This is a genomic window from [Clostridium] symbiosum ATCC 14940 (genome assembly GCF_000466485.1).
Taxonomy (GTDB): Bacteria; Bacillota; Clostridia; order Lachnospirales; family Lachnospiraceae; genus Otoolea; species Otoolea symbiosa.
The window spans coordinates 409-15,046 of the sequence record NZ_KE992820.1 but is presented as its reverse complement, the minus strand read 5'-3'; the positions used below and the strand labels follow the sequence as shown (position 1 = coordinate 15,046).

The window sequence follows — 14,638 nt, the reverse complement described above, 5'->3', positions numbered from 1 at the left end:
TCATTCCGGCCGGATTCCCACCTCACGACAACCTCCCCCGGGGACGGAAGACTCAGACATCCCCCTCACCACACCGGACCTGGTCCGTTCCGGACGCGTCTTCCAAACCTCCGTTAAATCATCCCCTCGCCTTTCTCCTCTCCGAAGTCACATTGATAATCATAACAAGGATCAAAACCAGTCCCCATATCAGATTCTTATAATAATCCGATATGTTCTGGAACATGGAAAATCCTGATGACAGAGTCTGGAGAATGACGACGGCGATTACCATCCCTGCCGCCTTCCCTTTTCCTCCGTTGGGGCTGACGCCTGCGAGGACACAGATCAGGATCGCCGGAGTCAGGTATGATTTTCCAAAGTCGGAGCGGGCCGAATTAAAGTGTCCGCACATCAGGAGTCCTGAGACGGATGACAGCATGCCGCTTATCATATAGGTAAGAGTGATTGTCTTTTTATCATCTATTCCCGAATATCTGGTTGCTGTTTTGTTAGAACCAATCATATAAATCTTAAACCCGAGTGACGTTTTATTCAGAATAAATGCCACGGCGCCGGCACAGACAGCAAATATGATGGTCGATGCCGGTATGGCGTCAAAGAGACGGTAGCTGACGACACCGTTCAGGATAGGCGGAAGCTCTTTTACGGAAGAACCATTCGTGATTCCCACGGCTAGTCCCAGAATGATATCGGAGGCGCCCAGCGTGGCAACCATTGCCGGTATTCCGATTCTGGAGATGAGCGTGCCCGAAAAAGCTCCGCAAAGTCCTCCGATTACCAGGCCGACAGCAACAACCAGCAGCAGTACAAGGATCTGCACCGGCAGTGACGCGTCGTTCGGCATAACCGCCTTGAGCATCATACAGCACAGGATTCCCGACAGATCGGCAACCGCCACAACGGTCAGGTCGATTCCGCCGCTTATCATTGCCAGCATCATCCCAAGGGAGAGCACACCCATTTCAGGGAAAAGATAGGCTATCAGCTTCATCTGCCCGGCTGAGAAAAACTTTCCGCCCGTTGCCACGGTCAGTACGGCAAAGGATACGGCGAACATCCCGAGCAGCTTCAGGTTATTTGCATTTTTTTCGCGGAATTCTTTATTCATTCCGGCTTTATTCTTATCGGCTTTATTTATATCGCCCTTATTTATATCACCCTTATTTATATCGCCTTTATTCATACCGCCCTTACTCATTCGTATCCGCCCCCTCTCCCTTATTTCCTGCCAGAATATTGGAAGTCACCTTCCGCTCGGCGGCTACCATCTTATAAGCCGATGCACTGACCCCGGCAATGATAAGGACTCCGGTCATCAGTTTGCTCCAGTTAGTCGGAATACCAAGAAGAATCAGATTGTTGGAAATCAGCTTCATCAGCAGGACGCCCAGAAATGTACCGAATACGCTCCCTGAACCTCCGGCAATGCTGGCTCCTCCCAGGACAACGGCCGCGATAATCGTCATCTCATAACCGTCAAAAAATCCTATCTGGCACATCCCAGACAGAGTTACCTGGGTCAGGCCGGTGATGCCTCCGATAAATCCCATGAATGTAAAGACAAATATCCGGATTGCCGCTACCGGGAAACCGGCCCGCTCAGCGGCGACCTGATCTCCGCCCACAGCGTAAATCCCCCTGCCGAGCATCGTATATTTCATAATAAAGCCGACCAGAAGAAGGACTGCTATCAGGATAAAGATACTGACCGGCATGGAACTTCCAAGGCCTGTGGATGCGCTTCTGACTGAAAAAAGGCTGGAGGACGCCATTTGGGAAAGAGGCGCCGGTATTGCGGAAATAACGCTGCTTTTCAGTACCCCCTGAGTAAAGCCCAGATAGATGGAGCAGGTTCCCAACGTAATAATCAGAGTCGGAAGCTTGAGCCACGCCGCCAGGACACCGTTGATCAGGCCTAGGAAGGCGCCGAGCAGGCCCGCTGCGAGAAAGCCGACAATCACCGGACCGTCATAGCCCGTTATCTGAAACCATTTTGTGACAGCAAACATACACAGCATTGCCGTATAGGGAAACGATACATCTATGTTCCCGGAGGCGATAACCATAAAAAGTCCCGCTGCCATCATTCCGGGTACAATCAGGCTCCTCACCAGATCCACGATATTATTCGCCGTAAAAAACTGGCCGCTCTTCATCTGGATGAGCAGAGACAGGACGACGATAATCAGAATTACATAAAATTCATTCCTTTTCAGCAATTTCTTCATATTCATACCGCTTTCATCTCCTCTCCGCCTGTGATTAGCGCCTGCAGCTTCCTGCTGTCTAACTCCGTATTCCTGTGCCGGCTGATAATCCGGCCGTTCTTAATAATCAGTATCCGGTTGCAGTTCATCAGAATTTCGCTGATGTCGTCGGAGATCAGGACGATCGCCATATTTTTCTTTGCCGCAAGCCCTCTTAAATAATTGTGGATATCATATTTGGCGCCGATATCAACACCCACCGTAGGGCCGTTCAGAATCAGAACCTTCGGCTCCGTCTCCAGCCATTTGCCCAGCACCACCTTCTGCTGGTTTCCTCCCGAGAGCGTCTGTATCCCGTCCTTCAAATCGTTCAGTTTTATCCCCAGATTTCTGACCCAGTCCTTCGAATCAACATGTCCCCGCTCAAAATCCACAGTCCTGTTTTTCTTTCTGAGCCGGTCTATATTGGATACTATCATATTATTTTCGATGGACTGCGTCAGGAAAAGACCTTCCGTCAGGCGGTCTTCAGGCACATAGGCTATCTTCAGGCGGAGCGCATCCATCGGGGACTTTATCAAAACTTCCCTGTCCTCCACAAAGATTTTCCCGCTGTCCGCCCTGTAAAGGCCGAATAAAGCCTTCGCAAGCTCCGTCCTGCCGGAACCCAAGAGGCCCGTGATTCCAAGAATCTCCCCCGGATGGATATCAAAGCTGATATTTTCGAATCCGTTCTTCAGACAGAGATTTTCCACCCGGAACAGGCTGCGGTTATAGTCCACATCCTTAGGATCGAAATAATCCTGTTCTATTTTTCTTCCCGTCATATAATAAATAAACTGGTCATTATCGATATTCCTGGCAGAATCGGAAACAATATGCCTGCCGTTTCTGAATACGGTAAACTGATCCGCAATCTCAAACACCTCATCCAGCTTGTGGCTGACGAACAGGACCGAGATCCCCTCCCCCTGTAGCTGTCTGATGACCCTAAACAGCTTATCAACCTCCTTGCGCGTGAGAGCGGAGGTCGGTTCATCCATGATGATAAGCCTGGAATTATGAAGAATTGATCTGGCTATTGCGATCAGCTGCTTATCGGCAATGGACAGGGAGCCGACCGTGGCATCCAGGGGAATATCGATTCCGATATGCCGAAGCGATTTCCTGGCCACCTCGTATACGTTCTTCCAGTTTACAATTTTCTTCCTATTATAAAGCTCATAATTCAAAGCAATATTTTCAGCCGCCGTCAGATTGGGAAAAATAGACATATCCTGATAGATGACCTGGATTCCAAGCTGGATAGACTGGTTGATGCCCAGATTTTTGTACGCCTTTCCGTCATAAATAATCTCTCCTCCGTCCGGTTTATAAAATCCTGAAATCACCTTAATCAGCGTGGATTTTCCACAGCCGTTTTCCCCGACCAGACAATGGATTTCCCCTTTTTTGATAGACAAATTCACTTTATCGAGAGCTTTCACTCCGCCAAAATGCTTTGATATCTCTTTAACTTCCAATAATGTTTCGTTCATTCTGCCACCTGCCCCTGTTTTATTCCGATACCGTTCACAGCACTGAAAAGTCTTGCAGTTACAACGGTGTTTTATACCTTTCACCTCTATCAATAATGCTTGCGTATCCGGCTGTTTTGGATACGCAAGCATAAATTCTGAAGATATCATAGAGTGCCGAATAAATAGTCTGCGCCGGAGCGCGGCCGCTTTAGAACTGATAATCTCCCATATTGTCTTTATTGATTGTAAGGATTGCGCTGCCGCTTATGTCGGTGCCGTTAACCTTAATGCTTTCATACCCTTCAATTCCAAGATTATAACCTGTGGCTATCTTGTCCTTCTCCCCGTTCAGAACCATTACGGCCAGTTCGCACATTGCTTCCCCGGATAAAGCAGGATCCCAGCAAAGTACGCACGGGTTGGAACCGGATTCCAGATAAGGGCCGGATACGGACGGAACTCCGGTGCCTACGGCAAATATCTTTCCTGTCATCCCCAGTTCGTCGATTGCTTTGGCAGCTCCCGGCGGGTCATAGCTGGATGCGCCGATAAAGCCCTTGATATCCGGATATTTCTTAATAATCTCCTTCGCCTTGTTGTATGCCATATCCATATTATCTTCGCATTCAATCCGCTCCTCCGGAATCAGCTCCATATTCGGATAATTGGCTTTCTGATGAGCTACCGCAGCGTCCATCCACTGGTTGTGGGATGTGGATGAGAGGAAAGCGACCATTGTGACATACTGTCCTTCTTCGCCCATTGCCTTTGCCAGCTCATCCATCATGGCCTCGCCGTACTCAGTATTGTTAAACGCTTCCAGATCATAGTCGCACGCATCAAAGCCTTCCGCTTCATGGGTAATTACCACAATCCCCTTTTCCCGCGCCTTGGCAAGGGCCGGTTTGCACGCCTCCGGATCGATCGGAACCACACAGATGGCGTCAATATCCTGTTCTATCAATGTTTCAATTACCTGGATCTGCTCAGCGGAATCCGTCTTTGACGGGCCTTTTACATAACAGTTGTGGCCTGTCGTCTTTGCGTATTCGTCAACGCCTTCCTGATGGCGCAGACACCACGGATCCGACATATCCTTCACAACGGTGGCAATTGTATATGTTTTCCCTTCCGCTGCCTCTGCATTTTCTCCCCCTGCTTCCGACTGGCCCTCTTTTACTTCCCCTGCCGCCTCCTGAGCCGCCTTTGTCTCCGGTGCCTGTGAACTGCTGCACCCGGCCAGGGAAGCTGCGGTCAGGGAAATAACCATCACTGCCGATAATAACCTTCTCTTCATATAGTTCCTCCTTTGTATTTAAACATTCCGGCTCTTTCCGATGTTCCTCAGTCCTTTCATAAAGGAATCATCACGGCCGAAAACATCATGTAATTTCCCATAATAACAATACAATTCATCGTACAGCCTGCCTCTTGCGCCATCAGGACGGTAGACAAGCGTCTCCCCCGGGATCAGACGCTCTGACGACTCTTCAAAATCCATGCAGCCCGGATATCCGCATTCCTTTCCCACAGCGACCGCCGCACAGGCTGCGGCGCCTCTGGCGGGCACATTATCTATCTGAGGCACTATAACCTCCTGATGGAATATGTCCGCGCACATCTGCATAATCCACGGACTCTTCCGCGCAATCCCCCCGACCGCATAGATCGCATCAATCGCAACGCCGTTATTCTTATAATTCTCAAGAATTTTCCTGGAACCGAATATATTTGCCTCCACAAGCGCCCGGTAAATTTCTTCAGTTTTTGTATGTAGCGTAAGTCCTATTATCGCTCCCGACAGATTGTAGTTGGACAGTACGCTCCTGTTCCCGTTAAACCAGTCCAGAGCAATGAGACCGCTTTCCCCCGGTTCCAGTTCTGCAGCCAGATCCCCCAGATACTCCAGGATACTCTTTCCTTCCTCCCCGGCTTTTTCATAATATTCCCGGGGAACCGCATTCCCCGCAAACCATTCAAACAGATCTCCCGTTGCAGGCTGCCCCGACTCGTAACCATACAGCCCCGGAACCATGCCGTCCGCCGCCACCGAGCACACGCCGTCAAATGAATGAAAGTCCCGGCACATCATCTGGTGGCAGGTAGAAGTCCCCATCACCAGCATCATGCTTCCGCTTCGGGTGACTCCGGCTCCGCAGCCCGCCACTGCTCCGTCACTGTGCCCGGCAGATACCGCCGTATGTTCCGTAAGGCCCAGCCGTTCTGCCGCCCTGCTGCTCAGATGGCCGGCAAAATCTCCGACATCGATAATCTCACCTGCGAACTTTGTCTCAACCAAGTCTTCCATCATGGGATCAAGGGCCTTTAAAAAGCTCCTGTCGGGATATCCTCTGCCCTTAATCCAGAATGCATTCACCCCGAGAATACCTCCTGTCCTCTTTAAGTTTCCTGTCAGCCAATAGACAATCCAGTCCACCGCCTCCATAAACAAATCGGTTGCCCGGTATATTTCAGGGTCCTCTTTTGCCACCTGCATAATCTTTGGAAACATCCATTCGGATGAAACGGAATTTCCAAAGTATTCCCTGAGCCAGTCCGTGTGTTCCCTTGCGTACCGTTCTATCTCCTCGGCATATTTCTGGGCCCCGTGATGCTTCCACAGCTTCGGCCATGCATTGGGGATGTCACGAAATTCCGCCTTCTTGCACAGGGGCGCGCCGTCCTGACAGACCGGAATCATGGTGCAGCTTGTAAAATCAGTTCCGATACCTGCCACATCCTCCGGCGGTATTCCTGATTCACGAAGCATCTGTTCTGTCACGGAACACATGCTGTTTAACCAGTCGTCCGGATCCTGCAGGAACCATTCATCCTCAAGCGGGATCGGTTTGTGGTGCATCATGCCGGAAATTACTCCGTTTTTATATCTGCTCTCTGCCGTAGCCATCAGCTTTCCGTCTTCCAGCCTGAGAGCTACGCCGCGGCATGAGAGTGTTCCAAAATCATATCCAAAGACGTATTTACCCATTTCATGCTCTCCGTTATGTAATGAACCGGGCCTGTGCCGTCACCGCATCGCCGCCTCCAGTTCTTTGTCTATTATCACCGTTACGTCCCTGCATATTTTCAGAATGCTGCACGGCAGCATGGGATCGATATAGTCATCGGCAAGTAATTTTCCGATTGCCTCCGCCTTGGCAGCTCCGGCCGCAATCAGAACTACTTTTCCTGCTCCGGTAATCCCGGCCATCCCCATCGTGACGGCTTTTTTCGGCACTTCATCCTCTCCGCCGAAAAAACGGGAATTTGCTTTTATCGTCTCCTCTTCAAGCTCCACAACATGAGTTTTAGCTGTAAATACATGGGATGGCTCGTTAAAGCCGATATGCCCGTTATTTCCGATCCCAAGTACTAAAATGTCAATCTCATTCTGTTCCAGAAATCTGTCATAGTCTCTGCACTGGTCCTCCGCCTGGGCCGCCCCGTCAATCAGCATAATATTTTCCTTTTTAATATTAACTTTAGAAAAAAAATGCTGCTCCATAAAATACCCAAAACTCTGGCTATGGCCCTTTGTAAGACCTGCGTATTCGTCGAGATTGATGGTACGAACGCCTGAAAAGTCGATTTTTCCGGCCCGGTAGTCCTCTGTCAGACACTGATACAGCCCTATAGGGGTGCTTCCCGTCGCACATCCCAGGAGGGGATTCTTCTTATTAATAATAACCTCTTCAAACATATCCGCTGCAATGCGGCTGCTCTCTTCATAACTGCCGGTTACAATTAATTTCATCCTGTCATTCCTCCGCCGCAAGCATTGCACCAACCCCGCCGGCCGGATGCACCAGTTTAAAATAATTCTTGTCGATGCCGTTATACAGCATACATCCAATTGATATTGCATCAAACAGAGCGAAAACCGCTGTCACGGATGTCGTTGAAAGGCACTGGTAAGGGCAGGCCTCCGGTCCTGTGCTGAGTATCAGGTTCAAATCACTCTCCAGTGCAATCGGAGAACCGGGATTCTCGGTTACAGTGATAATCCTGGCGCCTCTTGCCTTTGCCACCGGAATCAGATTTATCATCTCCGTTGTCTTGCCGCTCTTGGATATAATGATAATAATATCTCCCCGGCGGATCATTCCATAATCTCCATGGGGCGCATCGGCCGGATTTAAGAACTGGGATGCCCGATCCACACAGTTGAATACCTGGGATACTTTCTTTGCACAGGCTCCGGAAGTTCCGCAGCCTGTCGTTATGATTCTCCCCTCACATTCGGCAATCATCCGTACGGCTTTCACATAGCTCTCCCTGTCTACCGTATCGGCCAGTTTTGCCACTGCATTGGCTTCGTTGGCAAAGGTGTGCAGTGCACTGTCATAAATTTCATCCGCTGATATCATGTCAGTTCCCTCCTCTAAAATCTTTGACTATCTTCATAAATTCCTTCACCCGGTTCTTATCCACCTGGTTTTCAAATTTACCGTCATATTTAAAGGTCGTTGCAACCACCGCTCCGTCGGCTATGCCGAGAAGGCCTTCAATTGTCTCCTTCCGGCAGCCCGTATTGGCCAGGACAACCGTATCCGGCACCTCCGCCTTCACATCCCGGAGCGTCGACATATCGGTCGGTGAGCCGGCAGTCAGGCCGGAAACGCAGAGTGCGTCCGGACGGCAGTTGAAAACCGTTGATTTCGCAATCTGCCTGATCTCTCTGTCGGCCAGGTATCTGGCTGCCTCCGGCACTATATTAAACAAAAGCTTGACATTCTCCGCTCCTATCTCCCTCTGATGCCTTACCACCTCCCCGCAGCAGGTGTTCCAGAGTCCGAAATCGCTTGCGTATACTCCGGTAAATATCTCTCTTATGAATTTGGCATCCACGGCTGCGGCCAAATCGAGAGAGGCTTTCGGATCCCACAAAACATTCACGCCATACGGCACCGTTATGTATGGCTGGAGTTCGCCGATGATCCTTCCCATTGCAGCTACGGTCTCCCTCTTTACCTCAGTAAGATAGGGGAGGCTGTATTCATTGCTGAACATAATAGCGTCAACTCCGCCTTCCTGAAGAGCGTCTAAATCCTCCCTGGCCTTTTCAACCACCCATTTGATTCCCTTTTCCTTATTATAATAGGGGTCTCCAGGCATTGCCTGCAAATGCAGCATGGATATAATCGCCTTCTCTGTTCCGATTACCTCTTTCAGCCAACTCATAAATCCGTATCCTCCTTATACAACTATCAGATGGGGTATCTTTTTATCCAGATATTCCCTGGTCTCCTTTTCGATGCCCGAATCTGTAATGATCGTATCAAATTCTTCTATATCGCATATCTTGGCCAGCGCCTTCTGCTTAAACTTGCTGTGATCGGCTAAAAGCACCGTCCTTTTGCCGCTGGCTATCATACTCTTTTTAATTCCTATCTCCATAAAATTGCTGTTATAAACACCGCTCTTGGAATTAACCGCATCGGCCCCTACAAAAGCAATATCCACATACAATTTTCTGACCAGCTCCTCCGCTATATCCCCTATCAGTACACTGTAACCATCTCTTCTGACCCCTCCCGTCACTATCATTGTGGAAGAATTGTCCAGCTTAACGGTCGAAGCAATATCCAGATTATTCGTCACCACCGTCAGCTTCTTGATGCCTTCAAGCTGCTGCCCCAAAAGAAGTGTGGTTGTACCTGAATCAAGGAAAATGCTGTCTCCGTCCTTGATAAGCTTTACAGCCTCTCTGGCAATCCTCGTCTTTTCCGGTATCATGGCCTTCATCTTTTCATCGTGATACTCTTCAAAGCCCGTCCCCTTATGAAGCACCGCCCCTCCATGTGTGCGCTCCAGAAGCCCGGCCGCCGCCATGTCATCCAAATCGCGCCTGGCCGTCGCCTCCGAGACATTGCAAAGCTCCGATGCCTCCTTGATTGAGATGCTGAACTTCGATTTCAGATAATCCGAAATCTGCTGCTGCCTCTGCGCCGGTATTGAAGTTGTGAACTGTGTCATAATTTTCTCCTTCCTGTGATATACATTATCACATATTGCAATCTTTTGCAATATTTATTACAAATAATTCCAAAATAAATCATTTAAAATTGCATTTAATTTCATTTATAACTTTTCTTCTGTCGTTTCCTGTTATTTGTTGCAATATTAAATGATTTCCCGCGGCACCTGTAACATCTGCAGGATTGCCGCTTACCGTACCGGGCGTCCGGTACGCCTTAAATTATAGTATACCTCAGATATCGGCCCTGCGCATTCATTTGTTTGAAACATGACTGCAATTATTTTTGCAATCATTTCAAAAGAGAGCGCCGCTCCTGACATTCGGTCATTGTGACTTCATGCCATTAAGCGGCGCTCCCTTTTCTATTTTTTACTTTTCTATTTATATTTTTCTATTTCTACTTTTCTATTTTACGCGTCATCTATTCATAACGCCGCAAAACCGTCTCCAGGCGCTCAAGCGCTTTTAGAAGAACTGCTTTGGGACAGGCCAGATTCATCCGTTCAAATCCTTCCCCCTCTTCTCCAAAGCGGTATCCTTCGTCAAAGAAAAGCTGGGCTTCCTGCTGCATAATCCGCTCCTGCTCTTTGATATCCCAGCCGTAAGCCCTGAAATCAAGCCATTGGAGATAAGTCCCCTCCATTTCCACAGGCCGTACTTTCGGCAGGCGTTCATTTAAGAACTGCACAAGCATCTCCTTGTTTTCATTGAGCACTGCCAGCATTTCACCCATCCATGCATCGCATTTCGTATAAGCGATTTCCACGGCCCGGTAACTGAGGGCCGGCAGCCAGTTGGGATGAAGCACTTTTGAAATCTCGTCAAGCAGAGCGCTGCGCCGTTCCCCGTTCCTCACAAATATACATCCCGACTTGATTCCCGCCAGATTGAATGTTTTCCCGGGTGACAGGCAGATCATGCAGTTTTCTGCAAACTCTTCCGAAACCGACGCAAAAGAGGTGAATTTGTACCCCTCCATGATAATATCACAGTGGACTTCATCTGAGATGACAAAAACGTTATTTTTCAGGCATATCTCGCCAACCCTCATTAACTCTTCCCGGGTCCAGACTCTTCCCACCGGATTATGGGGATTGCAGAGTATCAGCAGACGGCAGTCCGGTTTTTCGGCCAATTGCTCTAAAAGCGTAAAATTAATGGTGTAAGTCCCATCCTGGCATATCAGGGGACAGCGGTAAAGCTTTCTCCCGTTTTTACAAATTCCTTCGGCAAAAGGCGGATAAACAGGAGTCATCAGGATGACGCCCTCCCCTTCTCCGGCAAAAGCCCGGATACCGCAGCAGAATGCATTGATCACTCCAATGGTGTTTATGAGCCATTCCGGCCTGGCCTCCCATCCGTAACGCCGTTTTACCCAGGATGTAACAGCCGTTCTGTAGCTGTCTTCCGGAGTCTGGTATCCCAGTACAATCTCATCCAGACAGGCTTTTAAGCCTTCCGTAATCTCCGGAGGGTTCTTGAACTCCATATCCGCGATGGAGAATGGTACGATTCCTTCCTCCACATTGGGATTATCACTCTTCATCTGCTCCCACTTCACCGAGCCGGTGCCGGACCGGTCGAGAATTGTTTCAAAATCATAGGTTCTATGAGTCTTGTTCATCTTACGATTGCCTCCTTTGGCAGGATTATTTTCGCGAAGCGTGTTACTGTTCGCGGAACCGCGCTTTTCAGCGGGGCCGTGAATCGTAACGATTATTTCTTCATTTCAAACAGGAAATGACAGCAGCCGTCTTTAAAGAAATGTTTGTCATGGGTACATTTGAAGTTCTCATTATAGCCCTCCGCTATGGACGGGTCAATCATCTCGCAGTAATGGATTCCATATGCCTCGTCGTGATCCTCCATCCACTGTTTTGCAAAGATGCATTCGGTAAAGAGCTGTTCTATGGAATCTTCCCTGATATCGTTTTCACTGTTAAACAGCTCGCTTCTTCCCATATCATAGCAGGGAAGATAGCTCTTTGCATCGTTCTCATGGCCCATGGCCTTCGCGCGCTCCGCGATATTCCTGCCGCGCTCTAAGCCAAACTGGCGGACGCCTTCCCTCACTGCTCTCACACCTTCTTCACCGCAGGCTTTCTCCACCTCCCTTGTAATGTGGGAAAACATTTTAGCGAAAAGTACATACATGTCAACCGGCTCCAACTCTAAATCCTTGTCCTTCATCTTCTTAATCCTCCTCATCTAATTTTCTGATCATCTGGTATAAAACGCGGCTTCCCGCCGCCATGGCCTCATAATCGATCCATTCATCCGGATGGTGGCTGATTCCATCCCTGTTCGGCAGAAAAATCATCGCGGTATCCCAAAGCTTTGCAAATATCATGGAATCGTGGCCTGCGCCGCTGTTCAGCCTCATGCTCGTAAACCCCAGTTCCTTACAGACGTCTTCAATCCCTCCGGCCAGAGCTGCATTCATTTTTACAGGTTCTTTTCTGGTCAGCTCCCGCACTTCAACATCGAGGGCATATTTCTCCCGGACCTCTCCGGCAAATTCTGTGAGATGTTCCAGAATATCCCTGAGTATTTCTTCTTCCCCTGAGCGGATATCGAGAGAAAATTCACACTCTCCCGGAATACTGTTCATGCTCCCCGGCAAAAGCGATACCTGCCCCGCCGTCAATGTCGCTCTGCCCGAATACGTATCACATACATAATCGTGAATCCGGCAGATCAGGTGAAATGCGCCGGTTCCCGCATCTCTTCTAAGGTTCATCGGAACCGTTCCGCTGTGCCCGGCCTGTCCCTTCACTTTGACAACAAGCCACGACAGCCCGACGATGGTATCCACAACGCCAATCTGTTTTTCCTCCTGCTCCAGAACGGGCCCCTGCTCACCGTGTATTTCCAGAAATGCTTTGACCGCATCTTCTTTCCTGGATACCCCCTTAAGATCTCCGCTCAGCCCGTATTCCGTCATGGCCTGGCGCATTGTTTTTTTGTCTTCTATACCGATAAATTCATCAAGCTGTTCTTCTCCATAAATCCCGGCTATAAACTGGCTTCCCAAAAGCGCTTTTCCAAACCGCGTGCCTTCCTCCCCAATCATACCCAGAACCTGGAAGGTGTGGCGCAGAGGTATGCCGCTCTCTCTGACCAATCTGGCAGCTTCAGCGGCGCATACGACTCCCGCAATCCCGTCAAAGGCCCCCGCGCATCTGACCGTATCCAGATGGGAACCGGAGAGAATTTTCGCCAGTCCCGGCTCCGTACCCGTCAAAGTGCCGATGACATTTCCCACTCCGTCTTCGTGGACCGTCAGGCCGCAGTCCTCCATCACTCCTTTTATGTAAGCCGTCCCCTCCTTATATGCTGCCGAGTAGCTCTGGCGTGTGGTACCGCACCGGCATGGCTCCGAAATGCCCTTTAATGTCTCAATCTCCGTTTTGAGCCTGTCCTGCAGCAGTTTATGCCCGCCGCCCATTCTGTTCGTGCCGTAGTTTTCCAAGCTGTGCGTCTCCTTTCTTTCGTCTTTATTTACTCTTTATCCAGACTTTATTTTCCTATCATTATCTCTAAAATTTCCCGGTCGGTTTCCCTCATACCGTCTTTGCCAAGACGGCCGACCGAACGTATCGTCTCCTCCACGCCTTTTTTGACGATTCCGTCCCCGGCCCGGAACTGCTGATCCTGTTCAATCATCAGATACCCCAGCAGTCCGGCCTCCACCGACATTCCGATCTTTGCCGCACATGACGCCTTCGCTCCGTCACAGACAATTCCCGAAGCGATTGCCAGACAGTTCACTATCGTATGGGAGATCGTCCTCAAATCCCCGCCGTTTAAATAGGCAATGGCCGCCCCGCTGGCACAGCCTGCGCTGACCGCTCCGCAGTAAGCCGACAAAGGGCCGATTCCCGTCTTCTGATGAATCGCTATCAGATTTGATAAAACCAGCGCCCGGTACATCTTTTCCTCCCCGCACTTTAACTCCTTTGCATATTCAATGACGGGGACAGAAGCTGTTATTCCCTGGTTTCCGCTTCCTGAATTGATGATAACGGGCAGCTCGCATCCGCTCATCCTGGCATCGGAGCCTGCCGCAGCCCTTGCTTTTGCGCGGACGCGCACATCCTGATCCCCGTATGCCTGAAGCAGCACCTTCCCAATATTCGCACCGTAATTATGGGCAAGCCCCTCGTCGGCAATTGCCGTATTATAAGCGATTTGACGGGAAATCACATCTTCTATGTCCTCCAGCTTTACCTGGTCTGCAAATTCCAGGATACCTTCCACAGACAGAAGCTTTTTTTCCTGACTCAGGCCCGCGTCGTCCCCTCCGCAGTCCATCGCTTTCTCAAACAGTCGCACTCCGTTCTTTTCAACCAGAACTACATTCGTGTGGGCATTCGCGATCCGGACGAAAACGGAATCGTCCCCTTTCTTAAGCTGAACCTGGACATCGAGCAGCAGATCCGAGCCGGCAATCCCCACCTCGATTATCTCTTTCTCCACGAGATCGCGTATCTGCTCTTTTTCCTCTTCCGTGACTTCGCTGATAACCTCCAGCTTTTTCTCTGATTTTCCGCCAACCAGTCCGGCGGCAACCGCCGCTTCTATTCCCTTCATGCCGTTCGTCCCGGGTACCACAACGCTTTTTACATTCTTAATAATATTACCGCTGGCCTTGATTTGTATCACATCCGGAAAAGCGCCCAGGCACTCTCTGGCAATGGCTGAGGCATATGCGATTGTGATAGGTTCCGTACAGCCCAGGGCAGGTACCAGTTCTGCTTTTAATATTGACAGATACGCATCGTAAACTTTTTGATCCATTCCTTTCTCCTCTCTCATTTTCACTATATTATCGTTTTTTAAACTATAATATAATTTTATTATCTTTTTCCCAACTTGTCAATCGCTTTCTTTGTAGTTAAGCAGGTGAGGACGCCGCCGGGACGGCC

The 14,638-nt window shown here is 49.5% G+C and carries 13 protein-coding genes; all 13 read right to left on the bottom strand.

Annotation, left to right across the window (positions count from 1 at the left end; translation table 11 throughout):
• Positions 1-118: 118 nt before the first annotated feature.
• The 13 genes from CLOSYM_RS03225 to CLOSYM_RS03165 all read right to left on the bottom strand — a co-directional run bounded on the left by CLOSYM_RS03225 (position 119) and on the right by CLOSYM_RS03165 (position 14,510).
• Positions 119-1,201: an ABC transporter permease gene (locus tag CLOSYM_RS03225; protein ID WP_021640933.1), complete on the bottom strand. Its 1,083-nt coding sequence runs from the start codon at positions 1,199-1,201 to the stop codon at positions 119-121.
• Positions 1,194-2,237, bottom strand: coding sequence for an ABC transporter permease (locus CLOSYM_RS03220; protein WP_021640932.1), 1,044 nt, complete (start codon positions 2,235-2,237; stop codon positions 1,194-1,196). The genes CLOSYM_RS03225 and CLOSYM_RS03220 overlap by 8 nt, the downstream gene beginning before the upstream one ends.
• Positions 2,234-3,748, bottom strand: a complete 1,515-nt coding sequence (locus CLOSYM_RS03215; RefSeq protein ID WP_003499892.1) for a sugar ABC transporter ATP-binding protein — start codon at positions 3,746-3,748, stop codon at positions 2,234-2,236. The genes CLOSYM_RS03220 and CLOSYM_RS03215 overlap by 4 nt, the downstream gene beginning before the upstream one ends.
• A 190-nt stretch (positions 3,749-3,938) precedes the next feature.
• Positions 3,939-5,027, bottom strand: a complete 1,089-nt coding sequence (locus CLOSYM_RS03210) for an autoinducer 2 ABC transporter substrate-binding protein (RefSeq protein ID WP_003499891.1) — start codon at positions 5,025-5,027, stop codon at positions 3,939-3,941.
• A gap of 18 nt (positions 5,028-5,045) precedes the next feature.
• Positions 5,046-6,719 (bottom strand): ribulokinase, encoded by a 1,674-nt coding sequence (locus tag CLOSYM_RS03205; RefSeq protein ID WP_021640930.1) that lies wholly within the window; start codon positions 6,717-6,719, stop codon positions 5,046-5,048.
• A gap of 39 nt (positions 6,720-6,758) precedes the next feature.
• On the bottom strand, positions 6,759-7,484 hold the full coding sequence (gene nagB / locus CLOSYM_RS03200; RefSeq protein WP_021640929.1) for a glucosamine-6-phosphate deaminase: 726 nt from the start codon (positions 7,482-7,484) through the stop codon (positions 6,759-6,761).
• Positions 7,485-7,488: 4 nt separating this feature from the next.
• Positions 7,489-8,097, bottom strand: a complete 609-nt coding sequence (locus tag CLOSYM_RS03195; RefSeq protein WP_003499888.1) for a KpsF/GutQ family sugar-phosphate isomerase — start codon at positions 8,095-8,097, stop codon at positions 7,489-7,491.
• A 1-nt stretch (position 8,098) separates the two neighbouring features.
• A complete protein-coding gene (locus CLOSYM_RS03190) occupies positions 8,099-8,911 on the bottom strand; it encodes a BtpA/SgcQ family protein (RefSeq protein WP_003499887.1) in 813 nt (270 codons plus the stop codon).
• Positions 8,912-8,926: 15 nt separating this feature from the next.
• Positions 8,927-9,706, bottom strand: a complete 780-nt coding sequence (locus tag CLOSYM_RS03185) for a DeoR/GlpR family DNA-binding transcription regulator (RefSeq protein WP_003509481.1) — start codon at positions 9,704-9,706, stop codon at positions 8,927-8,929.
• 425 nt (positions 9,707-10,131) lie between these two features.
• Positions 10,132-11,334 carry a MalY/PatB family protein gene (locus CLOSYM_RS03180; protein ID WP_003499885.1) on the bottom strand — a complete coding sequence of 401 codons (1,203 nt, stop codon included), beginning with the start codon at positions 11,332-11,334 and terminating at the stop codon, positions 10,132-10,134.
• Between the two features lie 92 nt (positions 11,335-11,426).
• Complete coding sequence (locus CLOSYM_RS03175) at positions 11,427-11,900, bottom strand: L-2-amino-thiazoline-4-carboxylic acid hydrolase (protein ID WP_009296788.1); 474 nt, start codon at positions 11,898-11,900, stop codon at positions 11,427-11,429.
• A 4-nt stretch (positions 11,901-11,904) separates the two neighbouring features.
• The gene (locus CLOSYM_RS03170) at positions 11,905-13,182 is read right to left on the bottom strand and encodes a M20 family metallo-hydrolase (protein WP_009296789.1); all 1,278 of its coding nucleotides are present in this window, start codon (positions 13,180-13,182) and stop codon (positions 11,905-11,907) included.
• Between the two features lie 47 nt (positions 13,183-13,229).
• Entirely contained in the window at positions 13,230-14,510 is a 1,281-nt protein-coding gene (locus CLOSYM_RS03165; protein WP_044902097.1) for an L-cysteine desulfidase family protein, read from the bottom strand.
• Positions 14,511-14,638: the final 128 nt, after the last annotated feature.

What these genes read in the sequence shown, in the direction of transcription:
- CLOSYM_RS03210 (WP_003499891.1), bottom strand. Translation starts at nt 5,027, where the DNA reads ATGAAGAGAAGGTTATTATCGGCAGTGATGGTTATTTCCCTGACCGCA.
- CLOSYM_RS03225 (WP_021640933.1), bottom strand. Translation starts at nt 1,201, where the DNA reads ATGAGTAAGGGCGGTATGAATAAAGGCGATATAAATAAGGGTGATATA.
- CLOSYM_RS03165 (WP_044902097.1), bottom strand. Translation starts at nt 14,510, where the DNA reads ATGGATCAAAAAGTTTACGATGCGTATCTGTCAATATTAAAAGCAGAA.
- CLOSYM_RS03175 (WP_009296788.1), bottom strand. Translation starts at nt 11,900, where the DNA reads ATGAAGGACAAGGATTTAGAGTTGGAGCCGGTTGACATGTATGTACTT.
- CLOSYM_RS03205 (WP_021640930.1), bottom strand. Translation starts at nt 6,719, where the DNA reads ATGGGTAAATACGTCTTTGGATATGATTTTGGAACACTCTCATGCCGC.
- CLOSYM_RS03215 (WP_003499892.1), bottom strand. Translation starts at nt 3,748, where the DNA reads ATGAACGAAACATTATTGGAAGTTAAAGAGATATCAAAGCATTTTGGC.
- CLOSYM_RS03180 (WP_003499885.1), bottom strand. Translation starts at nt 11,334, where the DNA reads ATGAACAAGACTCATAGAACCTATGATTTTGAAACAATTCTCGACCGG.
- CLOSYM_RS03185 (WP_003509481.1), bottom strand. Translation starts at nt 9,706, where the DNA reads ATGACACAGTTCACAACTTCAATACCGGCGCAGAGGCAGCAGCAGATT.
- CLOSYM_RS03190 (WP_003499887.1), bottom strand. Translation starts at nt 8,911, where the DNA reads ATGAGTTGGCTGAAAGAGGTAATCGGAACAGAGAAGGCGATTATATCC.
- CLOSYM_RS03195 (WP_003499888.1), bottom strand. Translation starts at nt 8,097, where the DNA reads ATGATATCAGCGGATGAAATTTATGACAGTGCACTGCACACCTTTGCC.
- nagB (WP_021640929.1), bottom strand. Translation starts at nt 7,484, where the DNA reads ATGAAATTAATTGTAACCGGCAGTTATGAAGAGAGCAGCCGCATTGCA.
- CLOSYM_RS03220 (WP_021640932.1), bottom strand. Translation starts at nt 2,237, where the DNA reads ATGAATATGAAGAAATTGCTGAAAAGGAATGAATTTTATGTAATTCTG.